Consider the following 23,927-nt stretch of genomic DNA (forward strand, 5'->3'; position numbering starts at 1 on the left):
GCGCAGTAGGAGCAGCCTAAATCCGACAGGCTCCTAGCGAGGCTGTCCGCGGTCCAGGTACGGGCCACGCACATCCGCAACGGCAGGAAGGACTATTCCTCGTCCTGCTCCCTGGCCTTGATGACCTGGCGCCCGCGGTAGAAGCCGTCGGGGCTGATGTGGTGCCGGCGATGCACCTCGCCCGTGGTGGGCTCGATGGACAGGGCGGCAGGTTTGAGGGCGTCATGCGAACGACGCATGCCTCGCTTGGACGGTGTGGTGCGGCCTTGCTGGACAGCCATGATGATATTCTCCGTAACTGAATAAGCGGGTCACTGATATTGTTCCGGCTGGCGCACTGCGCCGCACCGGGGCTTGCTTAGTCTTCACACTTTCCCTTGAGGTCCTTCAGGACCGCAAAGGGGTTCGACGGATCGTCTCCTCCGCCTGCGGCCTCCTCCGGAGAAAACTCTCGCAGGGACGGGGCCGAACAGGCGCTTCCCGGAGCGTGCAATGCCACCACCGGCAGCGACAGAAGCAGTTCGTCCTCGAGCAGTCCGTGCAGGCTGAGTCCCCGTTCCTCGACCTCGAGCGCATCCTCGCGGTCGGGCACGGCGGCCAGCTCGGCTTCGCTGAACACCAGTCGCACTTCGAACTCGTGCTCCACGGGCAGTTCCATGGGCGCAAGACAGCGCTGGCATTGCACATGCAGGCGGGCCTGCACCTGTCCGAGGAGCCGGGCCGGTTGTCCCGAAACACCGCCGAATCGGAATCGGGCCGTGGCCTCGCCTTCGGCGTCGGTGAGCGCCGCCGAAAGACGGGGCATCTCCGCAAGTGGCAGAAAACCCTTGATTTCCAGGGCCTGGGCCGCAAGCCGTGCCGGATCGACCCAATCGGGCAGCCTGTCAAACATAAGCCGGCGATTTTACGCGCCCGTAACCCGCGGTGTCAAAAAGTGTTTTCCCTGTAGAATCCGCACCTTGTCTTGAAATGGCCGCCCCCGATCACCCATACTGCCCCTTCCTTTCGCTGACCCGCCCCTCCCCGAAGGAATTCGCCCTCCGTGATACGAAAGATTCTCATCGCCAACCGGGGCGAAATCGCCGTGCGCATCATCCGCGCATGCGCCGAGATGGACATCACCTCGGTGGCGGTTTACACGGATGCGGATCGCCACAGCCTGCACGTGAAGAAGGCGGACCAGGCCTACTCCATCGGCCCGGATTCCCAGGCCGGCTACCTCAACGTGCACCGCATGGTCAACGTGGCCCGGGCGGCCGGTTGTGACGCCATTCATCCGGGCTACGGGTTCCTCTCCGAAAACCCCCAGTTCGCCGCCGCGTGCGCCGCGCGCGGCATCCGCTTCATCGGCCCGGCGCCGGAGGTGATACGCGCCATGGGGGACAAGGTGGAGGCGCGCCGGTCCATGATCGAGGCCGGGGTGCCGGTCGTTCCGGGCAGCGAGGGCAATCTGGCGCATGTGGACGAGGCCCTGGCACTGGCCGAGCAGATCGGCTACCCGGTCATGCTCAAGGCAACCACCGGCGGCGGCGGACGCGGCATTCGCCGCTGCGATGATCCGACGCAGCTTCGCGGCAACTACGAGCGGGTGCGCTCCGAGGCCACCAAGGCATTCGGAAACACGGAGATCTTCATGGAGAAGGCGATCGTGGATCCGCGCCACATAGAAGTGCAGGTCCTGGCGGACAGCCACGGTGACGTGGTCCACCTGTTCGAGCGCGACTGCTCCATCCAGCGCCGCCACCAGAAGCTGGTGGAGATCGCCCCCTCGCCCCAGCTGAGCGAGCCCCAGCGGGCCTACGTGGGTGAGCTGGCGGTGCGCGCGGCCCGGGCCGTGGGCTACCAGAACGCCGGCACGGTGGAGTTCCTCATGGACCACGAGGACAACTTCTATTTCATGGAGATGAACACCCGCCTGCAGGTGGAACACCCGGTCACCGAGATGATTACCGGGGTGGACATCGTCCAGGAGCAGATCCGCATTGCCTCCGGACTGCCGCTCAGGCACCGCCAGGAGGACATCAGCCGTCGTGGGTTCGCCATTGAGTTCCGCATCAACGCGGAGGACCCGAAGAACGACTTCCTGCCCAGCTTCGGTCGCATCACACGCTACTTCGCCCCCGGCGGCCCCGGGGTGCGCACCGACGGGTGTATCTACACCGGCTACCACATCCCGCCCCACTACGACTCCATGTGCGCCAAGCTGATCGTCTGGGCTCCGGACTGGGAAGGACTGATCCGGCGCGCCCGCAGGGCCTTGGGGGACATCGGTGTGTACGGGGTCAAGACCACCATCCCCTACCACCTGGAGATCCTCGGCACGGAGGCCTTCGCTGCGGGACGCTTCGATACCGGCTTCGTGCAGGCGCATCCTGAGCTCACCGGCTACTCCGTGCGGCGCCCGGTCCGGGAGCTGGCCGCCGTGATCGCCGCCGCCATTGCCGCCCACAAGGGCCTGTAGACCAAGGGATTCCCCATGCCAAAGGTCATGATCACCGACGTCACCCTGCGAGACGGACACCAGAGCCTGATCGCCACGCGCATGCGCACCGAGGACATGCTGCCGGTGTGCGAACGCATGGACAGGATCGGCTTCTGGTCACTGGAGGTGTGGGGCGGCGCCACCTATGACGCCTGCGTACGCTTCCTCAAGGAGGACCCCTGGGAACGCCTGCGCAAGCTGCGCGACGCCCTGCCCAACACGCGCCTGCAGATGCTGTTGCGCGGGCAGAACCTGGTCGGATACCGGCACTACGCCGATGACGTGGTGCGCAGTTTCGTGGCCCGCTCGGCGGCCAACGGCATGGATGTATTCCGCATCTTCGATGCGCTGAACGACACCCGCAACCTGCGCACGGCCATCGATGCGGTCAAGAAGGAGGAGAGGCACGCCCAGGGCACCATCTGTTACACCACGAGCCCGGTGCACGACATTCCCCAGTTCCTGGAGATGGCCCGCGAGATGGTGGACATGGGCTGTGACAGCATCGCCATCAAGGACATGGCCGGCCTGCTCACGCCGGCCACCACGGCCGAGTTGGTCAGGGGCCTGGTGGACACCGTCAAGGTGCCCATTCACCTGCACATGCACGCCACCTCGGGCCTATCGGAGATGTGTCACCTCAAGGCCATCGAGAACGGCGCCAGCGTCGTGGACACCGCCATCTCCGCCTTTGCGGGCGGCACCAGCCACCCGCCCACGGAGAGCATGGTGGCGGCGCTTCGCGGCACGGAATACGACACCGGGCTGGACCTGGTGGCGCTCCAGGAGATCGGGTTCTATTTCCGCGAGATCCGCAAGAAGTATCACCAGTACGAAAGCGAGTACACCGGCATCGACACGCGGGTGCAGACCACCCAGGTGCCCGGCGGCATGATCTCCAACCTGGCCAACCAGCTCAAGGAACAGGGCGCCCTGGACAAGGTGGCCCAGGTGATGAACGAGATCCCGCGGGTGCGCGAGGATCTGGGGTTTCCCCCTCTGGTGACGCCCACCTCCCAGATCGTGGGCACTCAGGCGGTCATGAACGTGCTGACGGGCGAGCGCTACAAGACCATCACCAACGAGGTGAAGCTGTACCTGCAGGGGCGCTACGGGCGTGCCCGCGGCACCGTGAACCACGTGGTGCGCCAGAAGGCCATCGGCAATGCCGACGTGATCGACTGCCGCCCAGCCGACCTGCTGGACGACGAACTGGACACGCTGCGCGAACAGGCCGGCGACCTGGTGCAGAGCGAGGAGGATGTGCTCATCTACGCCATGTTCCCCGAGATCGGCCGGGAGTTCCTCGAACAGCGTCGCGCCGGCCACCTGGTCCCGGAGCCCCTGTTGGCGCCGAATGCGGTCCAGGGCGAGGAGCAGGCCGCCCCCGTGGAGTTCAATGTCACACTGCACGGCGAGACCTACCACATCAGGGTCACCGGCACCGGGCACAAGCGCGAGGACATGCGCCCCTTCTACGTGACCGTGGACGGCATGCCCGAGGAGATCATCCTGGAATCCCTGGAGGAACTGGGGCCGGTCGGCGACGACGAGGCGGCCCGTTCCCCGGGGCGCAAGGGCAGCCGGCGTCCGCGCGCCACCAAGCCCGGGCATGTGTCCAGTTCCATGCCGGGGACGATTATCGACGTCCTGGTGAGCGAGGGTGCCGAGGTCAAGGCCGGGGAGCCGGTGCTGGTGCTCGAGGCCATGAAGATGGAAACCGAGGTGCAGGCGCCGGTGGGCGGCGTCGTGCGCGCCGTGCACGTGGCCAAGGGCGACAGCATCAACCCGGACGAGACGCTTCTGGAGATCGAGTGATGGAAGCGGTCCTGCCGATCCCCCGCACCCATCGGGGTGATGCATGACAACGCTGGTGCTGGCCTCCTCGTCGCGCTATCGGCGGGAACTGCTGGCACGGCTGGGGCTCGAATTTCAGTGCCATTCGCCGGATGTGGATGAACGGGTCCTGGACGGGGAATCCCCCGATGAACTGGTCACGCGCCTGGCGCACGCCAAGGCGGAAGCGGTCGTCCCTCACTATCCCGATGCACTGATCATCGGTTCCGACCAGTGTGCGGAACTGGACGGCCGCATCCTCGGCAAGCCGGGCGATCACGACGCCGCCGTACACCAGCTCAGGGCCGCCTCGGCCCGCACCGTGGCCTTTCACACCGGCCTGTGCCTGCTCAACGCCCGCAATGGCCGGGCCCGGGTGCTCAACGTGCCTTTCCGGGTACATTTCAGAACCCTGGACTCCTCCATGATCGAGGACTATCTGCGCCGCGAGACGCCTTACGACTGCGCCGGCAGCTTCCGGTCGGAGGGGCTGGGCATCGCCTTGTTCGAGCGCCTGGAGGGAGACGACCCGACGGCCCTGATAGGCCTGCCGCTGATCGCCCTGGTGAGCATGCTGCGGGAGGAAGGGGTGGCGGTTCTGGGAGATACCCGCTAAACGAAAACCGGGCGGCATCCGACGGATGCCGCCCGGCACATTTGCTGGAAACAGGGCTTACCCGGGATTGCGAAAGCGGATCAGGTGCGGATCACCCTCCTCCACCGGCCGGCCCAGGCTGATTACGCCCTCGCCCACCAGCGGAAACTCCTCGCCGTTGAGCAGGCAGATCTGGTCGTTGCCCTTGATCTGCACGTAGGTCCCGTTGGTGCTCTGATCGATCATCACGAACTTGCCCTTGCGGTAGATGAAGCGCGCGTGATGACGCGAGGCAACCGGCGTGGAGACCACCAGATCACAATCCAGGTTACGTCCGACCACGAACACCCGCGAACTCGCCGTGAACCAGTGCTCAAGCCCCTCGTAACTCAGGGAGAGCCGCGCGCTGAGGTCGTACATGGACCGCAGACGATCGGCACTGATCTGCTCGGTCGGGGCACGTTCTTCATAACCGTTGTCTGAAGATTGCATGGAATGCTTCATGGTCAGCATGACCTCGGTTGGTAAGTATCCTAAAGTATGTGTGATCGGCAGGGCCATTTTCTGTGAACTCGCCCAGAAAACACCACTGCCTTGCTACGTTGGGGGCCGATTCACGACCGATTATCGCCTGAAGGCTTGCCACTTTCTGTGACAGCGGATACGGGCGCCGGTTCTTGGAAAGGAGACGGGCATGAGCAACAGCGCCGTGGGCATCATCGGCGTGGGCAACGTGGGTGTCGCCGCCGCCTATGCCCTCTTCCAGAGACAGATCGCCGGCCGGCTTGTGCTGCTGGACACGGATACCCGGCGCGCCGAGGGCGAGGCCATGGACCTCATGCACGGACAGGCACTGGTGGGACGTGTATCGGTGCAGGCTGGCGATTACGCGGATCTGGCCGGTTGCCGGGTGGTGGTTATCTGTGCGGGTGTGAACCAGAAACCGGGCGAGAACCGCCTGGATCTGCTGAACCGCAATGCGGAGGTGTTTCGCGAGATCGCCGGGCGCCTGGACCGTCATGCCCCGGAAGCGGTGCTGGTGGTGGCCACCAACCCGGTGGATATTCTCACCACCGTCATGCAGCGTCTGAGCAGCCGTCCGGCAAGCCGGGTGATCGGCACCGGCACCATGCTCGACACCTCCCGCTTTCGCGCCCTGCTCGGCGAGCACTACGGGGTGAATCCGCGCTCTGTGCACGCCTATATCCTGGGCGAGCATGGCGACTCCGAAGTGCCCCTGTGGAGCAGCGCGACCATCGGCGGGCGGCGCATCGTCGACCAGGAGGTCAACGGCCGCCGGTTCGATGAAACGGCCCTTCAGGCACTGTTCGAGCGCGTCCGGGGGGCCGCCTACGACATCATCGACCGCAAGGGGTACACCAACACGGCCATCGGCCTGGTGATCGCCTACCTGGTGCGCGTGATCCTGGAAGACCAGAAGAGTGTCCTGCCAGTCAGTGTGGACCCTGCCGGCGTGTACGGGATCTCGGACCTGTGCCTTAGTGTGCCCTGCGTCGTGGGTCGTGACGGCGTGGAAACACCGGTCCCGCCGCAGCTCTCCGAGACGGAGGCCCGGGGCCTCTCGGCGTCCGCCGAGGTGCTGCGCACCAGCCTTGCCGGCATGACCATCGGCGGTGGGGACGGGGGCGTCTCTGAGACTTCGAAATGACGCGTGACCCGCGCTAAACTGTGCGAAAAGACGTCACCGTCGAGGGCTTTCCGATGAGTACGCTGGATGAGATCAGACAGGGATTCACTCACGCCGTGGACACCCTGGCCCGGGGCTGGCACCAGCTTCGGGAGCATGCGGGCCAGGCCCTGACCCGTTTCCGGCCCGCCGCCGGCGAAGGCCCGGTGCAGAGTGTCGAGGAGTCCCTGGTGCGCAATGCCGCACGCTGGGGTGTGCTGGCGTCCGAGGTGCGCGAAACCGACGATGCCGTTGTCGTCGGACTCGAGATTCCGGGCATGGAGGCCAACGATTTCGACATCGACGTCGTGGACAACCACCTGGTTGTCCGGGGCGAGAAGCGAGTTGACCGGGAAGAGACGCGGGGGCGTTTCTACGTGATGGAGCGAGCCTACGGCCACTTCGAGCGCACCGTTCCCCTGCCCGTGCCCGTGGAGCCCCAGGGCGCCAGGGCGCGTTACCGCAAGGGCGTGCTGACGGTCACCCTGCCCAAGAACCCACGCGCCATGGGCCGGCGCATCCCCGTCCAGGGAAGCTGATCATGAGCGACGATAAACCTGTCATCAACGGCAACACCTATTCCGGTCCCGAGCGCCGCTCCGGCAAGGACCGCCGCTCCGGAAAGGACCGCCGAGAGCTGGTGCGGTTCGAACCGGAAAAAGAACCGCGCCGCTCCGGCAAGGACCGTCGCAAGAAGGATGAGGACATCTGGGAACGGCGGGACTTTTAATTAAGGTTGAAGGTTGAAGGTTGAAGGTTGAAGGATGAAGGCTGAGTGCTGAATGCTGAGCGCTGAGTGCTGAGTGCTGAATGCTGAGCGCTGAATGCTGAGCGCTGAGTGCTGAATGCTGAGCGCTGAGTGCTGAGTGCGTTGGCCTTTCCGGCCGGACCCAGATCCACCCCCGCAGCTGGACCCGAGCATCGCAATCAGTTGTACAGATATCCCGGCAGCCAGAGACCGATGGCCGGGAAGGTGTAGAACAGCACCATGGCCACGAACACCATGGCCAGGAACGGCAGGATGCCCTTGAATATCTCCATCAGTTGCAAGTGTGGCGCGATGCCCTTCAGATAGAACGCCGACATGGCCATGGGCGGAGTCAGGAACGACGTCTGGATGTTGAGCGCCACCAGCACGCCGAAGAACAGCGGATCAATGCCGAAGGCCGGCAGCAGCGGCAGGAAGATGGGCACGAAGATGATGATGATCTCGGTCCACTCCAGCGGCCAGCCCAACAGGAAGATGACGAGCTGCGCCAGGATCAGGAACTGAAGCGGCGTCATATTGAGCCCCAGCAGCCACTCCTCGATCAGCCCGTGCCCGCCGAGCAGCGAGAACACCGACGAAAAGATCCACGATCCCACGAACAGCCAGCACACCATGGCCGAGGTTCGCGCCGTGAGGAAGACCGACTCCTTGAAACGAGACAGGGTGAGCTGCCCGTAGGCCGCCGCCAGGACGATGGCGCCCAGCGCCCCGATGCCCGCGGCCTCGTGGGGGGTCGCGAGCCCGAACAGGATGGCCCCCAGCACCGACATGATGAGGAAAGCGAGCGGAAAGAATGACGTCAGCAGGGCCGCGAATATCTTGAGCAGCGGCACCTTCCGTTCTTCCTTGGGCAGCTTGGGCGCCACCTTGGGATTGATGAGTGCCCGGATCACCACGTAAAGCACGTAGAGCCCTGCCAGCAACAGGCCAGGGAACAGCGCGGCGGCATACAGGCGCACCACGGAGACTCCTGCCATGGCGCCATAGAGGATCAGCATGATACTGGGCGGGATGAGAATGCCCAGGCACCCGCCGGCACAGATCACGCCCGAGGCCAGCTGGCGGTCATAGCCCGCCTTGAGCATGGCCGGCAGCGCCAGCAGGCCCATCAGGGTGACCACGGCCCCGACGATGCCCGTGGCCGTGGCGAACATGGCGCAGGTGATCAGACTGGCCACCGCCAGGGAGGCAGGTACGGCGTTGAAGGCCAGCTGAAGACTCTTGAACAGGCGGTCGAGGATGTTTGCCCGTTCGACAAGGTATCCCATGAACAGGAACAGCGGCACGGCGATCAGCACATCGTTGGCCATCACGCCGTAGGCGCGCTGTACCAGCAAGGTGAAGATGATATCGCCGATGGCGAAATATCCGAAGCCGAGCGCGAGGGCGATCAGGGTAAAGGCAATCGGAAAACCGAGCAGGATCGTGACGATGAAGATGCACAGCATCAGGATCCCGAGTTCCGGGTTGCTCATGGGGCCGGCCTCGTGATGTTCTGGTCAGGTGCAACAAGTTCTTCACCGATGTCCTTGACGTCTCCCACCCTCATGGGCCATTTGCCGGAGATCAGCGCCATGATGCAGCGGGTGATCTCGGCGATGCCCTGCAGGGTCAGGAAGAATCCGGCCAGCGGGATCAGTGACTTGAAGTGATACAGCGGAGGGCCGTGCGGACTGTAGGGGCTGCGCTCGCCGATACGCCAGGACGCCTCGGCAAAGAAGTATCCGGCATACATCAAGGCGAGGACCGCGGGCATGAAGAAGATCAGGTAAAGGACCAGGTCCAGACCCGCCTGGGCACGCACCGGAAACAACCGGTAAATGACATCCGCCCGCACGTGCGCCTGTGTGGCAAGGGCATAGGCCCCCGCCATGATGAACAGCGCACCATAGAGGATATAGCTGGTGTCGTAGGCCCACCCCGTGGGGTTGCGCATCACGTAGCGCATGAAGACCTCGTAGGCGACCACCGCGGTGAGGATGACCACCGACCACGCGAAGATCTTCCCCACCCAGATGCTGATGTGGTCCAGGAAAAACAGGAAACGCTGCATCAAGTCTCCCCGTCAGGGCCAACCATCGATGTCACCGGCCTGAACCTCCCTTCCATTGAGAACCGGGGCGGCACGCAGGCCGTCGGCGTGCCGCCCCGGTATTGCGGTTACAGAATGGTGGACGTGTCGGTGACCTTGCGGCCGAAGAAGTGCTCGTAGGCGGGTTCCTTCGGCGTGTCGCCTTCCAGATGGAAGGCCACTGTCTTTTCGCAGAACGCGCGCTGCGAGTCAATCACCTTCTTGAAGAAGGGATTGGCTTCCGATTCACGCTTGATCACCACGTCCCAGGCATCCAACTGCGCCTGCAGGATGGAGTCGGGCGTGATGTAGGTCTGGACACCCTGCTCCGTGCGCATCTTCTCCAGATCCTCCGGATAGCGCCGCATGGCCTTCCAGTACATATCGGACGATGCCGCCTCGGTCGCATACCTGATGATCGCCTTCAGTTCATCCGGCATGGCGTCGAACTTGCGCCGGTTGAAGATGATCTCGAAGCATTCGCAGTCCTGATGGTAGCTGCGCAGCATCCAGGTCTTGCTGACGTCCGGGAAGCCCAGCAGGCGGTCCGAGGACGGGTTGTTGAACTCGGCGCCGTCCAGCAGGCCGCGGTCCATGGCCGGCACGATGTCGCCGCCGCCCATGATGGTCACCGACGCGCCGAACTCGCGCATCAGGTCGGCCGCGAGACCCACCGTGCGGTAGTTCATGCCACGCAACTGGGCGGGGGAGCGGATCGGCTCCTTGAACCAGCCCAGGGCCTGGGTGGGCATGGGTCCGGTGAGAAAGCCCACCAGGTCGAGCCGCAGGATGTCGTGCAGGAGTTCGTTGTAGAGTTCCTGGCCGCCGCCGTATTTCTGCCAGGCCAGGAACTGGTGGGCATCCCAGCCGAACGGGGGCGGCGTACCGAACAGCGAGAACGCCTTGTGCTTGCCATACCAGTAGGCGGACACACCGTGTCCGCCGTCCAGCGCGCCGGCAATCACCGCATCCTGCATCTGCAACGCACCGACCACCGCACCGGCCGGCAGCAGATTCAGGCGCAGGCGCCCACCGGACATCTCGTTGACGATACGCACATAGTCCGAGGCAAACTCGTGAAAGATATCCCGGGACGGCCAGGTGCTCTGGAAGTTAAGCGTGGTCGTCTGCGCCCGGGAGATGGACGGAAACCCGACCGTTGCCGCGCCGCCGACGGCGGCCGCGGATGCAGCCAGGAACTTGCGGCGGCTCATGCCGCCTTTCTTGTCGGCCGGAGTCTGCCCTCCGTCGACCTTGGTGTCGTTGTCGACTGTGTCTTTACTGGTCATAACCTGCACCCTCCTCACTTGCGCTTTGGCGCTCTTTGGTGTCCCGAGCGTTATGGTTGCAAGCGCCGCCCCACGGGCGACGACAGACAGGACGCTTCCGCGGGCCCGGGAACCGGACGGAAACGATGGACAGCCCCTCGGCCAGGCCCGACGGACACCGCCTGGTCGTCCGCACAGCAGACACACAGGGGGGCAATGCGGGCTTGAGCGTGGGAACGTAACAAATGACCGTGGATGGTACGGGAGTCAGACACACGGAGCTGAAAACCACCGGAACCACTCCCGATTTGTTGTCGTTTTGGGGTCATCGTGGCGGCGCTCCTGAAGCCGGATGGGCCGGGATCGCCTCACTGCTTCAAGTCATGAAGATGACCTGATTGTCTAATCCTAGACCAAGTCCGGAAAATAGTGAAGGTGAACTGAGCCGGATGCCCCCGATCACCGATTCCGTTCGCTCCGGCCACTGGTGAATGCGCGGTTGGCCGACTACTATCGTGGCTCCGGGTCCCCCCGTCATCTTGCACCAGAGAGGGTGTTGCCAATGACCATCAAAGTCGGTGATCGCCTGCCCGACGGCAGGCTGACCGAATACGTCGAAACCGAGGGCGGCGGCTGCAGCCTCGGCCCCAATCACTTCCAGGTGTCGGAGCTGGTCAGCGGCCGGCGACTCCTCATTTTCGGCCTCCCGGGCGCTTTCACGCCGACCTGTTCTGCCCAGCACGTGCCGGGTTACGTGGCCAATTACGAGCGTTTCAGGGCGGCGGGGATCGACGAGATCTGGTGCATATCCGTCAACGATCCCCATGTGCTGCATGCCTGGGCGAAAGACCAGGGATCCGACGGCAAGGTGCGCATGATGGGCGACGGCAACTGCGACTACTCCAGGGCGCTGGGCCTGGAGATCGATTTCCGGGACCGGAACTGGGGCTTCCGCTCTCGGCGCTATGCCATGTACGTGGACGACGGCATGGTCAAGGTCCTCAACGTGGAGGAACCGGGCAAGTTCGAAGTCAGCGGCGCCGAGGTGATGCTTGCTGCCATCGATGGGGCTTGATCGAAAACCCGTCTAACCACGAAGCTCACGAAGAGCACGAAGACTTTATTATTCAATAATAAGAATTATCTTCTTCGTGTACTTCGTGAGCTTCGTGGTTACACAGGTTCTTATGCTTTCGGCGCCAGGAGCCGCTGGACCTCGGCCACCACGGCCGAGTCTTCCTCGCCGCGACCCTGCCCGACCGCCGCATTGATGAGCTGGGTGGCCAGCGCGGTGCCGGGTACCGGCAGGCCCAGGTCCGCGGCGGTCTGCAGGGCGATGGCCATGTCCTTCTTGTGCAGGCGGGCCTTGAAGCCGGGCTTATAGACCCGATTGAGCATGCGCTCGGCGTGCACCTCCAGCACCTTCGAGTAGGCGAACCCGCCCATCAGGGCCTCGCGCACCCGGGCGGGATCCACGCCGGCCGCTTCGGCCATGGTGAAGGCCTCGGCGATGCCCATCATGGTCTGAGCGATGATGAGTTGGTTGCAGGCCTTGGCCATCTGTCCTGCGCCGTGATCGCCCACGTGGGTGATGGTCTTGCCCTCGGCCTCCAGCAGGGGGCGGACCTTGTCGAGCACGGGGGCCTTGCCGCCCACCATGATGGTCAGCGTGCCGCTGATGGCGCCCTGCTCTCCCCCGGAGACCGGGGCATCAAGCATGTCCACACCCTTTTCCGCCAGTCGGTCGGCCATGCGCATGGTGGCCGTGGGCGAGATGGTGCTGTGATCCACCACCACGAGGCCCGGCTTTGCCCCCTGGATAACGCCGTGGGCCCCGAACAGGACCTCCTCCACGTCCGGCGTGTCGGAGACATTCACGAACACCACGTCCACCGACGCGGCCAGTTCGGCGGGACTGGCCGAGCGCTGCGCACCCTCGGCCACCAGCGGCTCCATACGCTCCGCGCGGCGCGCCCACACCGTCCCGCTGAATCCCGCGCGCAGCAGATTCAGGGTCATTGGACGGCCCATGATGCCAAGCCCGATATAACCGAAACGCAGTGTCATCTTGATCCCCTTGTGTCGTTGATCACCCGGTCGTCACAGGTAACGATAGCCGAAAACGGAAGCCACGGGCGCCATCGGGACCGCTGCGCGGATCATGGATCCGGCAAGAACGTCCCGACGACGTCAATGGCGTCGGCCGAGTGAATCCGGAGGAGCACGGCTTCGCCCGAGGCCGTCGGACGCCCCACCAGCGCCCGGATGTTGGCCTGATGTGTCACGAGAATCACCGGTTCGGCATGTTTCCGGTCTGCCAGAAATGCCTTTAATTCCCGGGTGCGTGACTCGATCTCGACTCGTTCGGACAGGAACAGCGAATCCAGCAGCGGTAGCCCGGTGACGGCGCCCATACCCAGTGCTTGCGCTGTCTCCAGACAGCGGCACCAGCGGCTCGAGTAGACGTGTGCGGCTTCGACACCCGCGTTGCGAAGCTTCGCACCCAGGTTGCGCGCCTGCGCGCGACCCGCTTCGGACAGGTTTCGCTGCGTGCTGCAGTCATCGAGCGTAAACCCGCCCGGATCACCGGTACCCGGTGCGTAGGCGTGGCGGAGTACAAGGACGTGGCCGGGACGCTTCAGCTCGCCAAGGAGCGACTCCGCCGTGGCAGCGGTTTCGCCGTAGAAACCGGCCAGGGCGAGCAGCATCAGTGCCGCGAATATCTGCCTGACGGATCGGGCGTCCGGCAATGTCAACCGCCCGCCACACACGTTCACGAGCTGTCATGCATCGGATACCCCGGGTCGCGTCAGGCACGCCCGGACAACGCGTGATGCCGACGCGCCTCTGAGAGGCTGGCGAGCGACCGGCGCAGCAGATCGTCACACAGACGGCCGGTCAGCTGCTGGTCCGCGTGAATCAGCCCTGCCCTCACGGCCAGCGCCATGGTCAGGGCCTGAAGCACGTCACCGTTGGCCGTGTCACCCAGGACGCCGATTTCCTGGTCCAGTGTTTCCAGCAGACGGTCCAGCAGTTGGCTGACGCGCATTGCGGATACGGTGTCCGGGTGGAGTCTGAAATCCAGTTCGAAACGCTCCCCCGTAGGGCTGGTGTAGCGAAAGGGCAGTGTCGACGGCATGGTCGCTCTCCTCCTCGCCTGCGGGGGCGCCAAATCATATCAGTCTGTTACATGTTTCTCTTAGCATAGACCACAGTGCCCGCAATGCGTTCTCGCCCGGACCCCGAAGACAGGGATGTCACGTTGTCTGGGTGCCCGGGGCCGCCGTCTCCCCGGCCGGCCCCCGCAGGTGGTCACGGATCAGGTCCAGGAAGTCATTTCCATAGCTTGTCAGCTTGCGCTCCCCCACGCCGGAGATCTGCGCCAGTTCGTCGAGGCTCCGGGGCCGGGCGGCGGCCATCTCCCGGAGGGTGGCGTCGTTGAAAATGATGTATGCAGGTACGCCTTGGGCATCGGCGAGCCGGCGCCGGAGGCCGCGCAGGGCCTCGAACAGGGCCGGATCGTGGGCCGTGTCGCCCGGTGCCTCGCCACGTGCCTCCGTACGCTCCCGGCGCCGCGTGCGACGCGCGGGCCGCGCATCCTTGCGCAGCCAGATCCTGCGTTCGCCGCGCAGCACGGGCCGGCAGGCGTCAGTGAGTTTCAGGGCCCCGAAACCCTCGGCATCCACGGTGAGCATTCCGACAGCCACCAGTTGCCGGAACACGGCCCGCCAGCCGGTGGCATCGAGTTCGGTGCCGATGCCATAGGTGCTGAGGCGGTCATGCCCAAGCGAACGAATGCGCTCGCTGTCCTTGCCAAGCAGCACGGCCAGCACGTGATTCACGCCGAAGCGCTGCCCCGTGCGGTGCACGCAGGAGAGTGCCTTTTGTGCCGCCAACGTGGCGTCCCAGGTTTCCGGCGGCTCGAGGCAGATATCGCAGTTGCCGCACGGCTCGGGCAGCGCTTCACCGAAATAGGCCAGCAGGCGCTGGCGCCGGCAGGTGGTGAGCTCGCAATAGGCGAGCATGGCCTCCAGACGGGCCCGTTCGATGCGTTTGAAATCCTCCGACGCCTCGCCGGACTCCAGCATCTGCCGCAGCATGATCACGTCCTGCAGGCCGTAAGCCATCCAGGCATCTGCCGGCAGTCCGTCCCGCCCGGCCCGCCCCGTTTCCTGGTAATAGGCCTCCAGGCTCTTGGGCAGATCCAGGTGGGCCACGAAACGCACGTCGGGCTTGTCGATGCCCATGCCGAAGGCGATGGTGGCCACCATCACCACACCATCCTCGCGCAGGAAACGGGTCTGGTGGTCCTGGCGCTCGTCCTTGGTCAGGCCGGCGTGGTACGGCAACGCGGTGAGCCCACGTTCCCTCAACCAGTCCGCCGTGCTGTCCACCTTCTTGCGCGAGAGACAGTAGACGATGCCTGCCTCGCCATCGTGGTGGTCGCGAATGAAGCACAACAGCTCGTTGCGGGTGCCTGAATGCTTCTGGGTGACCCGGTAACGGATGTTGGGTCGGTCGAAACCGCTGATGAAACGCCGTGCCTGGACGAGACCCAAACGTTCGGCGATCTCCTTGCGGGTGGGCGCGTCCGCAGTGGCCGTGAGCGCCACGCGCGGCACTTCGGGGAAGCGCTCGTGCAGAGCGGAGAGTTTGAGATATTCCGGCCGGAAGTTGTGACCCCACTGGGACACACAATGGGCTTCATCGATGGCGAACAGGGCCAGTCGGCTGCGCGCCAACAGCTCCAGCATGCGTTCCGTCATCAGCCGCTCGGGGGCCACGTAGAGCAGGTCCAGTTCACCGGCAAGCAGCGCCTGCTCCGTCGCCCGGGCGGTCGACGCATCCAGGGTGGAATTGAGGTAGGCCGCGCGCACGCCCACCTGCCTGAGGGCGTCCACTTGATCCTGCATCAGCGCAATCAGGGGCGAAACCACCACGCCCGTGCCTTCCCGCACCAGCGCCGGAATCTGGTAACAGAGGGACTTGCCGCCCCCGGTGGGCATCAGCACCAGGGCCTCTCCGCCGTTGACCAGGTGGCGGATGATCTCTTCCTGGGCCGGCCGGAAATCGTTGAAACCGAAGGTGCTTCTGAGGACCGCTCTTGCCTGTTCCATGGCCGCCTCCTTGTGGCCGCTGTAGGTCTCCGTCATGGATCGTTCCGCCGGTTTTCCCGGAGCATGTGCATGAACAGTTCCCCCTGCTCACGGGCGTCATCCAGTGCCACGTGCGTGTGGGGCCGCTCCTCCGAGAACCAGCGCCTGGGCAGATACTGCTTGCCGCTGCGCCGGTATTCAAGCCGACGCATGGCCATGGCGTAGGTGCGAATGTCCAGGGCGTTCTCATGGAAGGGCCGCCGCCCGGTGAAATGCATCAGATACCAGTACACCCACATGAAGTCCCAACCCGCAGGCCAGGCCACGAACACCGCCCGGCCCGGAAGGGCCTCGACCCAGTCCGCGTAGGCATTCATGGCCGGCTGAGGCGCCACCGTATCGCGACGGCATTCGGCCCAGGCCTCCGGGAACTGTGCCCACCATTGCTCCATGCGCGGGTGCGCCCGGGCACCTTCCAGGGTGTCCAGGTTCACCGAAAAGCTGTCCAGTTCCCGGCCCTCCGGGTCATAGGCCACGGAGGCGAGGCTCAGCATGGAATGGGGACCGGGGATGGGACCGTCGGCCTCGATGTCGGTGGAAACGTAGATCTCTGGCTGGTTCTGGGAAGGCGTCATGGATATCCGGTTTCGCGTACGTTCGGGAAAAAACATGATAACGCTTGAACCACGAAGTACACGAAGGCCACGAAGAACAGATGAAACAATCGTCTCTCGCGAAGGCGCAAAGCTCGCAGAGAAATGCCAAGAATCATTGAGCCGCAGTCGTTCGGGCCTATCTGAGAGTCATCTGCCTTAATCGTTTAGAGAGATTCTCTTCAAGATTTCTTCGCGTACTTTGCGCCTTCGCGAGAGAACCGTTCTTCAGCCTGTACTGCCTTCGCGCCCTTCGTGTGCTTCGTGGTTCAATCCCGCCTACACACGCTGCTCCGGCAGAGTGACATTCAGCTCCAGGACCTCGCAGTTGCCGTCGCGCTCGAGCTGGATGCTCACCGCGTCCTCGTCCACCTGCACGTACTTGCGGATCACGTTGAGGATCTCCTCCTGAAGGCGAGGCAGATAGTCGGGGCCGTCCCGGTGCACGCGTTCGCGGGCGACGATCACCTGCAGGCGTTCCTTGGCCAGTTGGGCGGAGCGCGTCTTTCGGGAGCGGAAGTAGTCGAAGAAACTCATCGCGTCAGCTCCCGAACAGCCGGCCGAACAGGCCCTTGCGCGGCACGTCGAGGAAGCGGTGTTCACGCTCCTCGCCCAGAAAGCGAGCCGCCGCATCGGCGTAGGCCTGGCCCGCATCGGAGTCCTCGTCGAGGATCACGGGGGTGCCTGCGTTGGAGGCGTTCAGAACGGCCCGCGATTCCGGGATCACGCCCAAAAGATCCACGGCCAGGATCTCCTGCACGTCCTCGACGCTGAGCATCTCGCCCCTGGCCACTCGCTCCGGTGAATAGCGGGTCAGCAGGAGACGCCCCGGAATCGGTCCGTTGCCCTGTTCCGCATGGCGGGTCTTGCTCGAGAGGATCCCCAGGATGCGGTCGGAATCGCGCACACTGGACACCTCGGGATTGGTCACCACGATGGCCTCGTCGGCGAAATAAGCCGCCATCAAAGCACCCCTCTCGATGCCCGCCGGGCTGTCGCAGATGATGTAATCGAAGTCCTCCGAGAGTTCATTCAGCACCCGCTCCACACCCTCGGTGGTCAGAGCGTCCTTGTCCCGGGTCTGGGATGCCGGAAGAATGTAGAGCCCGTCCACGCGCTTGTCCCTGATCAGGGTCTGCTTGAGGTTGGCATCCCCGTTGATGACGTTCACGAAGTCATAGACGACCCGCCTTTCAACGCCCATGATCAGGTCCAGATTGCGCAGGCCCACATCGAAATCCACCACGGCGGTACGATGTCCGGCCCGGGCCAGTCCGGTGGATATGGCGGCGCTGGTGGTGGTCTTGCCCACCCCGCCCTTGCCGGAAGTCACTACGACGATCTTCGCCACTTGCGTGCCTCCATTAAACATTTTGAAAACAATTCATTAAACCACGAAGCTAATAAGGAACATAAAGTCTGGCAACATGATGTTTCAACTGCTTCGTGCCGTTCGTGGTGTACTCGCCCTAAAGTCTCTCGATCACCAGGCTGTCTCCTTCGAGCCGCACTTGTACGGGACCTTCCCGTTCCGCATCGGTGATCTGCTCGCTTAGGCGGTAACGCCCGGCGATGGCCACCATTTCGCAGTCGAGCCTGCGGCAGAAGATGCGGGCCCCAGTATCGCCCACGACGCCGGCCATAGCCCGGCCTCTCAGGGGTCCGTAGGCATGAATATGTCCGTCAGCGAGGACCTCGGCGCCAGCGCTGACGGCCGCCGTGAGCACAAGGTCCCCGCCGCGGGCGTAGACCTGCTGACCGGAGCGCACGGGTTGGGTCACCACGAGTGTCTGCGACGATCCCGTCGGAGCTTGCGAGGCCGTACGTGCCGCGGATCCCGACTCCTGGCGAGGCACTTCCCGCCCGCCATCGAGCTTTAGGACCGGAAGTCCGCCCACCGCCGCCAGGCGCCGTACCGCCTCACCACTGTCGCGCAGTCCGATAAGGGGCACCCCTCGCGCCCTGAGCAGATCCTGCAGTGCCTTCAGGTCCAACCCGGAAGGCGCCTCGCCCAGTGCCTCGAGATCCAGAACGGTGGGCAGGCCGGAGAGCAGACCCGGGGCATCCCGGAACCGTTCGTCCAGCGCGGCGGCCACAGCCTCTGGCCCGGGGGCCAGCAGGCGCAGGATGGTGACCGTGATCATGCGTCCCTTGAACTGGAGCACCGTCTCGGCCCCGTTGCTCATGGGCGGCAGTCCGGGATACGGGATGCCCGGAGGCGGGGTTTGCGGCGGGAAGGAACGGGGGACATTCGATGCATGGATGATCCGAGGGCCAATTCGCGCGGCAATGGTATCAGCCGCCTGGCAAAATCACAGGATTGACACCACAGAATTCATCATCCGTGGGATCGGCCCTTGACACGCGATCTGCGTGCGTTCCAAACCCAGAGTCGGCCGGGTACCATGACGCGTTTTGGCCAACCACTTGCACGACAGATGCCTGAAAGCCAGCCCATTCCCGTGACACCTCTCGTGTCGGCCCGGGGTCTGATCAAGCAATACGACGGGCGCCTGGTGGTCGATCACGTGAATCTGGACGTGATGCCGGGCGAATGCTTCGGACTGCTGGGCCCCAACGGGGCCGGCAAGACGACGACCCTGCGCATGCTCCTGGGGCTCACTCCGCCCGACGGCGGTGAACTGACAGTGCTCGGCGAGCCCATCCCCGCCAGGGCACGGGAGGCCCGCACCCGGATCGGTGTGGTGCCCCAGTTCGACAACCTGGATCCGGACTTCACGGTGCGGGAGAACCTCACCACCTACGCCAGCTACTTCGGCCTGCGGGGCGAGACACTGAGCCGGCGGGTGGAGGAGCTGATCGAGTTCGCGAACCTGCGCGGCCGGGAGTCGGTGCCGATCCAGGCACTGTCCGGCGGCATGAAGCGGCGTCTCACCCTGGCCCGTGCGTTGATCAATGCACCGGAACTGGTGGTGCTCGATGAACCCACCACCGGGCTGGACCCCCAGGCCCGGCATCACATCTGGCAGCGGTTGCGCATGCTGCTCTCCCGCGGCACCACGCTCATCATCACCACCCATTACATGGAAGAGGCGGAGCGTCTGTGCGATCGCCTCGCCATCATCGACCAGGGCCGAGTGGTGGCCTGCGACACTCCCAGAGCCCTGATCCGTGCGCACATCGAGCCCCACGTGCTGGAACTGTCCGGTCATGCCGCCACCGTCTGGCTGGACGCGCAGGGGAACGTGTCGGATATCGCCCGCCTGCACCGGGTCGGCGACGCGTCGCTGCTCTACAGCCATGACCCCCGCCCGCTGCTCGACCGGCTGGACTCCGACGGCCTTCGCTACCTGCACCGCCCGGCAAACCTGGAAGATGTGTTTCTGAAACTGACGGGACATGACCTCAGGGACTGAGCCCTGAGGAAGGTGGAAGGATGAAGGATGAAGGATGAATCGATCCGGATCTTCCCTCCCCTCATGGGGAGGGCCAGGGAGGGGTGGTTTCATTCATCCTTCATCCCTCAACCTTCATCCTTACTGACGCCGTCATCGAAGCCACAAAGATCAATCATCCACCACACATCTCCAAAGCCACCCCATGTCCCCAAGCCTCCGTTTCGTTCACGTCTGGCGCCGCAACCTGCGGGTCTGGCGCAAGATTCTGATACCGTCGATCCTGGGCAACTTCGGGGAGCCGGTGCTGTATCTGCTGGCCTTCGGCTACGGGTTCGGGATGCTGGTGGGGGATCTGGGGGACATGCCCTACATGGTGTTTCTGGCCTCGGGGATCATCTGTTCCAGCGCTATGTTCACGGCCAGCTTCGAGGGCATGTATTCGGCTTACACACGCATGGAGGTCCAGCAGACCTGGAGCGCCATGCTGGGGGCGCCGCTGACGGTCGCCGACATCGTGTTCGGAGAAGTGGCCTGGGCGGCCACCAAGGGACTGATGAGCGCGGGCGCCATCCTGGTGGTGGCCGCCGTCCTGGGTCTGGTCGCGGATGCCCGGGCGCTGCTGGCGCTCCCGGTCCTGCTGGTCACGGGTTTCACCTTTGGCGCATGCGCCATGGTGGTGACCGCATTCTCGAAGAGCTATGACTTCTTCCTGTACTACTTCACCCTGGCGATCACGCCCATGCTGCTGCTGTCGGGCGTGTTCTTCCCCCTTGAGCAGTTTCCCGCGCCGGTGCAGACGCTGGCCTACCTGCTGCCGCTGGCCCATTCCGTGGAACTGGTGCGGCCGCTCCTGACCGGGGGGATACCGACACAGGTCCTGCTGCACCTGGCGGTCATCGCGGTGTACGGCGTAGCCGGTTTGATGATTGCGACGATATTCATTCGAAGGAGGCTGGTCCGGTAGCGTTCGCCGGACCTCTCGTCGCCTCAACCTGCTGCCGCTGAGCCCGGACTCCCTGCGTTGTTCCCGTTTTGCCGATTACGGTACGCTGAGGCCGGGAGGATGCCGACGACATGAGCGTGTTCAGAGGTATCGTGGCCGCAGGTCACGAAGTGACTGCCCAAGCGGCCGTCGACGTTCTCCGCGAGGGTGGAAATGCCTTCGATGCATCGGTCGCCGCGGTCTTCGCCGGCTGCGTCGCGGAGCCGGTGTTGTGTTCCCTGGGCGGCGGGGGGTTCATGCTGACGCACCCGGCCGGTGGCGAGCCGGCGCTGCACGATTTCTTCGCACACACACCCAGGCGCAGACCACCGGCATCCCAAGTGGATTTCTACCCGGTCGAGGTGGATTTCGGTTCCGCGCGGCAGGAATTCCATATCGGCATGGGCGCAATGGCCACGCCAGGCCTCGTGAGGGGGCTCTTCGAGGTTCACCGCAGGCTGGGGAGACTGCCCATGCAGGCGATTGTCCAGCCGGCATGCGCCGCGGCACGCGAGGGGGTGGTGGTCAATGCCCTGCAGCGCTACATCTCCGAACTGGTATCACCGATCATCGCGTCTGCGCCGCAGGCGCTCGCCCTGCATCGTCCTCGCGATGGCGACGCAGATGGTCTTGGAATTGCCCTGCAGGGCGCGCGTGTGGTCATGCCCGAGCTTGCGGACACCATCGAGGTGCTGGCCCGCGAGGGGGACCGGCTCTTCTATGAGGGCGACATCGGCGCCCGGCTGGTCAGGGATGCGCAGGACCACGGTGGATGCCTGGCCCGTGACGATCTGACCGGATACGAGGCGGTGGTACGCATGCCGCTCCAACTGGATTACCACGGGGCGCGGCTTTTCACCAATCCCGCACCGTCGGTCGGCGGCACATTGATCGCGTTCGCCCTGTCACTCCTGCAGCCCGAGCGCATGGCCGACGCCTCGCCGTCCAGGCCGATGCACGTGGCGCGAGTCGTCAGAGCCCAGGAACTGACCCAGCGGCTGCGGCGTGAAAGGCGGGTGGACAGGGCGCTGGACGACGCCATGAGCCGGCAGATCCTGGAGGCCGCCTATGTGCAGGAGTACCTGGACATCATGGACTCGCATCACCCCTTCCCGCGCGGTACCACGCACATCAGTGTGGCGGACGGCGACGGCAATCTTGCCGGCACCACGGTCTCGAACGGGGAAGGCTGCGGTTATGTGATCCCGGGCACCGGCATCATGATGAACAACATGCTGGGCGAGGAGGACATCAATCCTCACGGCTTTCACAACTGGCCGGAGAACAGGCGAATCGCGTCAATGATGGCGCCCACGCTGGCCTTCACCGGGGACGGCGGCGCCATCGTGACGGGTTCCGGCGGGTCCAACCGGATCCGCAGCGCGATCCTGCAGGTACTCGTCAACCTCATCGACTATGGCCTGGATGCGCCCGACGCAGTCGAGCATCCCCGTGTGCACTTCGAAGGCGACCTCCTCAACGTCGAGGGCGGGATGCCCCTGGGTACGGTCGAGGCACTGGAGAAGGCGCATCCCAACGTCCGGGTCTGGCCGGACAGGAACCTGTTCTTCGGCGGTGCCCACACGGTGGTGCGCCAGTCCGGTGGCGGGTTCGTCGGGTGCGGCGACAGCCGCCGCGGTGGTGTCTGCATGGTCGCATGACGCTTCGCCCGCCAAAGCTCCGAGCCGCGGGCCGGATCGGTGCAATCTCCGGGTCAGTTACTTGACTAGAACGAACATTCGTTCTAGTCTTGGAATATGTCACAAGTCAAATCCAGAACAAGGGCCACGGCCGAGCGTAGCGCTGCCGCCAAGGAGCAGGTGATGCAGGCTGCCCTGCGTCTGTTCACCCGCCAGGGTTATTTCAATACGTCCATACCGGATATCGTGCGGGAATCGGCGGTCAGCACCGGTTCCATCTATCACCGCTTCTCCGACAAGGAGGGCATCGCCAGGAGTCTGTATGACAGCCTGGTCGAGCGCATGCAGGCGGCGTTTACCGACATCGAGGCCAGGCACCGGAGCGCGCATGATCGCTGCCGCGCGGTCATTGAATTGCTGTTCCGGCTGACCGAGGAAGAGCCGGAGGTGATGAGGTTCATGCTGTTCTCCCGACATGGTGAGTTCATCCCGGATTTGGCCCCGGTGTGTTCGTCACGCCCTTTCGTCCAGATGCGTGAAATGGTGAGCGCCGGAATGAAGACGGGCGAGGTCAGAACCATGGCGCCGATCGTGGCGGCCGCGTCGGTGTTCGGTGGGACCCTGCGCCTGATACAGCTGCGCCTGGACGGCGTGCTCGACAAACCGCTTACGGAGTACCTGGATGAAATCTGGGCCTGTGCCTGGCGGTCGGTTGCGAATTGAGGCTTCCTCAGGATTCGCGACCGGCTTTTTTTTGATCTGCAATTAGAACGAATGTTCGTTCTACGGAGGCGATGATGAAATCTTTGGCGATCGTGGTTCGTGATGACGGGTACGACAAGCTGCTCACCCCCTTGGCATTCGCCTATCTGCAGGGTTCCGAGGGCACCCAGGTGGATATGTTGTTCGTCAACTGGGCCGTGCTGGCGCTGACCGAGGAAGGCGCCCGCCAGCAGCGCATCCAGGGAGAACACGCCACCCGGGATGCCTGGGTGCGGGAGCAGGTGGCCAAGGCCGGCCTGCCGCCGGACATCTACGACGTGATCCAGGCCCTCAAGGCGACCGGCAACGTCAATTTTTATGCCTGCAGCCTTGCGGCCAGCATCTTCGGGGTGAACGAGGACAACCTCATCCCGGAGGCATCCGGCATCGTCGGGGCATCCTGGTTCCTGAATGACAAGGCGGCGCAAGCCGAACACTGTCAGTACTTTTGAGGAGTCGAGCAATGAACAAGATCACCGTTACCCGCCAGTTGGACACCTCCGGCAAGTGCTGCCCCATGCCGATAGTTGAAACCAATGTGGCGATGAAAACGATCCAGTCCGGCGAGGTTCTGGAAGTCGTGGCCACCGATCCCGGTACCCGAACGGATATACCTGCCTGGTGTGAACGTACCGGGCATACCCTGGTAGACACGGATGAAGTCGATGGGGTGTTGCATTACTACGTGCGCAAAAGCTGACCAGGAACGAAAAAGGGGACGGAGGGA

At 64.2% G+C, this 23,927-nt stretch carries 27 protein-coding genes; 13 read left to right on the plus strand and 14 right to left on the minus strand.

The features are described from left to right. Positions 1 to 92: 92 nt before the first annotated feature. Together rpmF and B1C78_RS01090 are read right to left on the minus strand one after the other, a co-directional pair. Positions 93 to 281 carry a 50S ribosomal protein L32 gene (rpmF, locus tag B1C78_RS01085; protein WP_077277299.1) on the minus strand — a complete coding sequence of 63 codons (189 nt, stop codon included), beginning with the start codon at positions 279 to 281 and terminating at the stop codon, positions 93 to 95. A 77-nt stretch (positions 282 to 358) separates the two neighbouring features. Next, positions 359 to 892, minus strand: coding sequence for a YceD family protein (locus tag B1C78_RS01090; RefSeq protein ID WP_077277300.1), 534 nt, complete (start codon positions 890 to 892; stop codon positions 359 to 361). A gap of 150 nt (positions 893 to 1,042) precedes the next feature. On the opposite strand from B1C78_RS01090, the gene B1C78_RS01095 reads away from it, so the two are divergent. From B1C78_RS01095 to B1C78_RS01105, 3 genes are read left to right on the plus strand one after another with little or no spacing between them, the layout of a single operon-like run. Continuing rightward, complete coding sequence (locus B1C78_RS01095) at positions 1,043 to 2,461, plus strand: acetyl-CoA carboxylase biotin carboxylase subunit (RefSeq protein ID WP_077277301.1); 1,419 nt, start codon at positions 1,043 to 1,045, stop codon at positions 2,459 to 2,461. A gap of 15 nt (positions 2,462 to 2,476) precedes the next feature. Continuing rightward, positions 2,477 to 4,300 carry a sodium-extruding oxaloacetate decarboxylase subunit alpha gene (oadA, locus tag B1C78_RS01100; protein ID WP_077277302.1) on the plus strand — a complete coding sequence of 608 codons (1,824 nt, stop codon included), beginning with the start codon at positions 2,477 to 2,479 and terminating at the stop codon, positions 4,298 to 4,300. Between the two features lie 43 nt (positions 4,301 to 4,343). Further along, positions 4,344 to 4,934, plus strand: a complete 591-nt coding sequence (locus B1C78_RS01105) for a Maf family protein (protein ID WP_077277303.1) — start codon at positions 4,344 to 4,346, stop codon at positions 4,932 to 4,934. 57 nt (positions 4,935 to 4,991) lie between these two features. On the opposite strand, the gene B1C78_RS01110 is transcribed toward B1C78_RS01105, so the two are convergent. Continuing rightward, the gene (locus B1C78_RS01110; RefSeq protein ID WP_245795260.1) at positions 4,992 to 5,405 is read right to left on the minus strand and encodes an FHA domain-containing protein; all 414 of its coding nucleotides are present in this window, start codon (positions 5,403 to 5,405) and stop codon (positions 4,992 to 4,994) included. Between the two features lie 202 nt (positions 5,406 to 5,607). Between B1C78_RS01110 and B1C78_RS01115 the strand changes: the two genes are divergently transcribed. The 3 genes from B1C78_RS01115 to B1C78_RS01125 are packed head-to-tail and all read left to right on the plus strand — an operon-like array spanning position 5,608 to position 7,330. Next, on the plus strand, positions 5,608 to 6,582 hold the full coding sequence (locus B1C78_RS01115) for an L-lactate dehydrogenase (protein ID WP_077277304.1): 975 nt from the start codon (positions 5,608 to 5,610) through the stop codon (positions 6,580 to 6,582). A gap of 53 nt (positions 6,583 to 6,635) precedes the next feature. Further along, positions 6,636 to 7,139, plus strand: a complete 504-nt coding sequence (locus B1C78_RS01120) for an Hsp20/alpha crystallin family protein (protein WP_077277305.1) — start codon at positions 6,636 to 6,638, stop codon at positions 7,137 to 7,139. Between the two features lie 2 nt (positions 7,140 to 7,141). Next, complete coding sequence (locus B1C78_RS01125) at positions 7,142 to 7,330, plus strand: hypothetical protein (RefSeq protein ID WP_077277306.1); 189 nt, start codon at positions 7,142 to 7,144, stop codon at positions 7,328 to 7,330. Positions 7,331 to 7,527: 197 nt separating this feature from the next. Here the strand turns inward: B1C78_RS01125 and B1C78_RS01130 are convergent, their stop codons facing one another. The 3 genes from B1C78_RS01130 to B1C78_RS01140 form a co-directional block, all read right to left on the minus strand. Further along, positions 7,528 to 8,844, minus strand: a complete 1,317-nt coding sequence (locus B1C78_RS01130; RefSeq protein ID WP_077277307.1) for a TRAP transporter large permease — start codon at positions 8,842 to 8,844, stop codon at positions 7,528 to 7,530. After that, a complete protein-coding gene (locus tag B1C78_RS01135) occupies positions 8,841 to 9,422 on the minus strand; it encodes a TRAP transporter small permease subunit (RefSeq protein ID WP_077277308.1) in 582 nt (193 codons plus the stop codon). The genes B1C78_RS01130 and B1C78_RS01135 overlap by 4 nt, the downstream gene beginning before the upstream one ends. Positions 9,423 to 9,529: 107 nt before the next feature. Continuing rightward, on the minus strand, positions 9,530 to 10,729 hold the full coding sequence (locus B1C78_RS01140) for a TRAP transporter substrate-binding protein (RefSeq protein WP_175628193.1): 1,200 nt from the start codon (positions 10,727 to 10,729) through the stop codon (positions 9,530 to 9,532). Between the two features lie 541 nt (positions 10,730 to 11,270). Here B1C78_RS01140 and B1C78_RS01145 point away from each other — a divergent pair. Then, the gene (locus B1C78_RS01145) at positions 11,271 to 11,783 is read left to right on the plus strand and encodes a peroxiredoxin (protein WP_077277309.1); all 513 of its coding nucleotides are present in this window, start codon (positions 11,271 to 11,273) and stop codon (positions 11,781 to 11,783) included. 110 nt (positions 11,784 to 11,893) lie between these two features. On the opposite strand, the gene B1C78_RS01150 is transcribed toward B1C78_RS01145, so the two are convergent. The 8 genes from B1C78_RS01150 to minC form a co-directional block, all read right to left on the minus strand. Continuing rightward, positions 11,894 to 12,775 carry an NAD(P)-dependent oxidoreductase gene (locus tag B1C78_RS01150; RefSeq protein WP_175628194.1) on the minus strand — a complete coding sequence of 294 codons (882 nt, stop codon included), beginning with the start codon at positions 12,773 to 12,775 and terminating at the stop codon, positions 11,894 to 11,896. A 92-nt stretch (positions 12,776 to 12,867) separates the two neighbouring features. After that, entirely contained in the window at positions 12,868 to 13,485 is a 618-nt protein-coding gene (locus B1C78_RS01155; protein ID WP_217697983.1) for a histidine phosphatase family protein, read from the minus strand. Positions 13,486 to 13,517: 32 nt separating this feature from the next. Further along, positions 13,518 to 13,847, minus strand: coding sequence for a hypothetical protein (locus tag B1C78_RS01160; RefSeq protein WP_077277310.1), 330 nt, complete (start codon positions 13,845 to 13,847; stop codon positions 13,518 to 13,520). A 118-nt stretch (positions 13,848 to 13,965) separates the two neighbouring features. Next, a complete protein-coding gene (gene recQ / locus B1C78_RS01165) occupies positions 13,966 to 15,861 on the minus strand; it encodes a DNA helicase RecQ (RefSeq protein ID WP_077277311.1) in 1,896 nt (631 codons plus the stop codon). Continuing rightward, positions 15,858 to 16,439: a 3'-5' exonuclease family protein gene (locus B1C78_RS01170; RefSeq protein WP_077277312.1), complete on the minus strand. Its 582-nt coding sequence runs from the start codon at positions 16,437 to 16,439 to the stop codon at positions 15,858 to 15,860. The genes recQ and B1C78_RS01170 overlap by 4 nt, the downstream gene beginning before the upstream one ends. Before the next feature lie 297 nt (positions 16,440 to 16,736). Next, the gene (minE, locus tag B1C78_RS01175; protein WP_077277313.1) at positions 16,737 to 16,994 is read right to left on the minus strand and encodes a cell division topological specificity factor MinE; all 258 of its coding nucleotides are present in this window, start codon (positions 16,992 to 16,994) and stop codon (positions 16,737 to 16,739) included. Positions 16,995 to 16,998: 4 nt separating this feature from the next. Continuing rightward, complete coding sequence (minD, locus tag B1C78_RS01180; RefSeq protein WP_077277314.1) at positions 16,999 to 17,808, minus strand: septum site-determining protein MinD; 810 nt, start codon at positions 17,806 to 17,808, stop codon at positions 16,999 to 17,001. A gap of 118 nt (positions 17,809 to 17,926) precedes the next feature. Further along, positions 17,927 to 18,643: a septum site-determining protein MinC gene (minC, locus tag B1C78_RS01185; protein WP_077277315.1), complete on the minus strand. Its 717-nt coding sequence runs from the start codon at positions 18,641 to 18,643 to the stop codon at positions 17,927 to 17,929. 252 nt (positions 18,644 to 18,895) lie between these two features. Between minC and B1C78_RS01190 the strand changes: the two genes are divergently transcribed. The 6 genes from B1C78_RS01190 (at position 18,896) to B1C78_RS01215 (ending at position 23,900) form a co-directional block, all read left to right on the plus strand. Continuing rightward, positions 18,896 to 19,834, plus strand: a complete 939-nt coding sequence (locus B1C78_RS01190; RefSeq protein WP_077277316.1) for an ATP-binding cassette domain-containing protein — start codon at positions 18,896 to 18,898, stop codon at positions 19,832 to 19,834. A gap of 184 nt (positions 19,835 to 20,018) precedes the next feature. Beyond that, positions 20,019 to 20,780: an ABC transporter permease gene (locus tag B1C78_RS01195; RefSeq protein WP_077277317.1), complete on the plus strand. Its 762-nt coding sequence runs from the start codon at positions 20,019 to 20,021 to the stop codon at positions 20,778 to 20,780. Between the two features lie 110 nt (positions 20,781 to 20,890). Further along, positions 20,891 to 22,459 carry a gamma-glutamyltransferase family protein gene (locus tag B1C78_RS01200; RefSeq protein ID WP_077277318.1) on the plus strand — a complete coding sequence of 523 codons (1,569 nt, stop codon included), beginning with the start codon at positions 20,891 to 20,893 and terminating at the stop codon, positions 22,457 to 22,459. A gap of 162 nt (positions 22,460 to 22,621) precedes the next feature. Further along, complete coding sequence (locus tag B1C78_RS01205; protein WP_245795261.1) at positions 22,622 to 23,161, plus strand: TetR/AcrR family transcriptional regulator; 540 nt, start codon at positions 22,622 to 22,624, stop codon at positions 23,159 to 23,161. Between the two features lie 74 nt (positions 23,162 to 23,235). Continuing rightward, a complete protein-coding gene (locus B1C78_RS01210) occupies positions 23,236 to 23,652 on the plus strand; it encodes a DsrE family protein (RefSeq protein ID WP_077277320.1) in 417 nt (138 codons plus the stop codon). Between the two features lie 11 nt (positions 23,653 to 23,663). Beyond that, positions 23,664 to 23,900, plus strand: a complete 237-nt coding sequence (locus B1C78_RS01215) for a sulfurtransferase TusA family protein (protein WP_077277321.1) — start codon at positions 23,664 to 23,666, stop codon at positions 23,898 to 23,900. Positions 23,901 to 23,927 lie beyond the last annotated feature (27 nt).

Origin of the sequence: Thioalkalivibrio denitrificans (assembly GCF_002000365.1) — a bacterium.
Classification (GTDB): Bacteria; Pseudomonadota; Gammaproteobacteria; order Ectothiorhodospirales; family Ectothiorhodospiraceae; genus Thioalkalivibrio_A; species Thioalkalivibrio_A denitrificans.

Bases quoted from the DNA above. Each gene is read 5' to 3' on its own strand.
- rpmF (WP_077277299.1), bottom strand. From the start codon at position 281: ATGGCTGTCCAGCAAGGCCGCACCACACCGTCCAAGCGAGGCATGCGT.
- B1C78_RS01090 (WP_077277300.1), bottom strand. From the start codon at position 892: ATGTTTGACAGGCTGCCCGATTGGGTCGATCCGGCACGGCTTGCGGCC.
- oadA (WP_077277302.1), top strand. From the start codon at position 2,477: ATGCCAAAGGTCATGATCACCGACGTCACCCTGCGAGACGGACACCAG.
- B1C78_RS01105 (WP_077277303.1), top strand. From the start codon at position 4,344: ATGACAACGCTGGTGCTGGCCTCCTCGTCGCGCTATCGGCGGGAACTG.
- B1C78_RS01110 (WP_245795260.1), bottom strand. From the start codon at position 5,405: ATGCAATCTTCAGACAACGGTTATGAAGAACGTGCCCCGACCGAGCAG.
- B1C78_RS01115 (WP_077277304.1), top strand. From the start codon at position 5,608: ATGAGCAACAGCGCCGTGGGCATCATCGGCGTGGGCAACGTGGGTGTC.
- B1C78_RS01120 (WP_077277305.1), top strand. From the start codon at position 6,636: ATGAGTACGCTGGATGAGATCAGACAGGGATTCACTCACGCCGTGGAC.
- B1C78_RS01125 (WP_077277306.1), top strand. From the start codon at position 7,142: ATGAGCGACGATAAACCTGTCATCAACGGCAACACCTATTCCGGTCCC.
- B1C78_RS01130 (WP_077277307.1), bottom strand. From the start codon at position 8,844: ATGAGCAACCCGGAACTCGGGATCCTGATGCTGTGCATCTTCATCGTC.
- B1C78_RS01135 (WP_077277308.1), bottom strand. From the start codon at position 9,422: ATGCAGCGTTTCCTGTTTTTCCTGGACCACATCAGCATCTGGGTGGGG.
- B1C78_RS01140 (WP_175628193.1), bottom strand. From the start codon at position 10,729: ATGACCAGTAAAGACACAGTCGACAACGACACCAAGGTCGACGGAGGG.
- B1C78_RS01145 (WP_077277309.1), top strand. From the start codon at position 11,271: ATGACCATCAAAGTCGGTGATCGCCTGCCCGACGGCAGGCTGACCGAA.
- B1C78_RS01150 (WP_175628194.1), bottom strand. From the start codon at position 12,775: ATGACACTGCGTTTCGGTTATATCGGGCTTGGCATCATGGGCCGTCCA.
- B1C78_RS01160 (WP_077277310.1), bottom strand. From the start codon at position 13,847: ATGCCGTCGACACTGCCCTTTCGCTACACCAGCCCTACGGGGGAGCGT.
- recQ (WP_077277311.1), bottom strand. From the start codon at position 15,861: ATGACGGAGACCTACAGCGGCCACAAGGAGGCGGCCATGGAACAGGCA.
- B1C78_RS01170 (WP_077277312.1), bottom strand. From the start codon at position 16,439: ATGACGCCTTCCCAGAACCAGCCAGAGATCTACGTTTCCACCGACATC.
- minE (WP_077277313.1), bottom strand. From the start codon at position 16,994: ATGAGTTTCTTCGACTACTTCCGCTCCCGAAAGACGCGCTCCGCCCAA.
- minC (WP_077277315.1), bottom strand. From the start codon at position 18,643: ATGAGCAACGGGGCCGAGACGGTGCTCCAGTTCAAGGGACGCATGATC.
- B1C78_RS01190 (WP_077277316.1), top strand. From the start codon at position 18,896: ATGCCTGAAAGCCAGCCCATTCCCGTGACACCTCTCGTGTCGGCCCGG.
- B1C78_RS01195 (WP_077277317.1), top strand. From the start codon at position 20,019: ATGTCCCCAAGCCTCCGTTTCGTTCACGTCTGGCGCCGCAACCTGCGG.
- B1C78_RS01200 (WP_077277318.1), top strand. From the start codon at position 20,891: ATGAGCGTGTTCAGAGGTATCGTGGCCGCAGGTCACGAAGTGACTGCC.
- B1C78_RS01205 (WP_245795261.1), top strand. From the start codon at position 22,622: ATGCAGGCTGCCCTGCGTCTGTTCACCCGCCAGGGTTATTTCAATACG.
- B1C78_RS01210 (WP_077277320.1), top strand. From the start codon at position 23,236: ATGAAATCTTTGGCGATCGTGGTTCGTGATGACGGGTACGACAAGCTG.
- B1C78_RS01215 (WP_077277321.1), top strand. From the start codon at position 23,664: ATGAACAAGATCACCGTTACCCGCCAGTTGGACACCTCCGGCAAGTGC.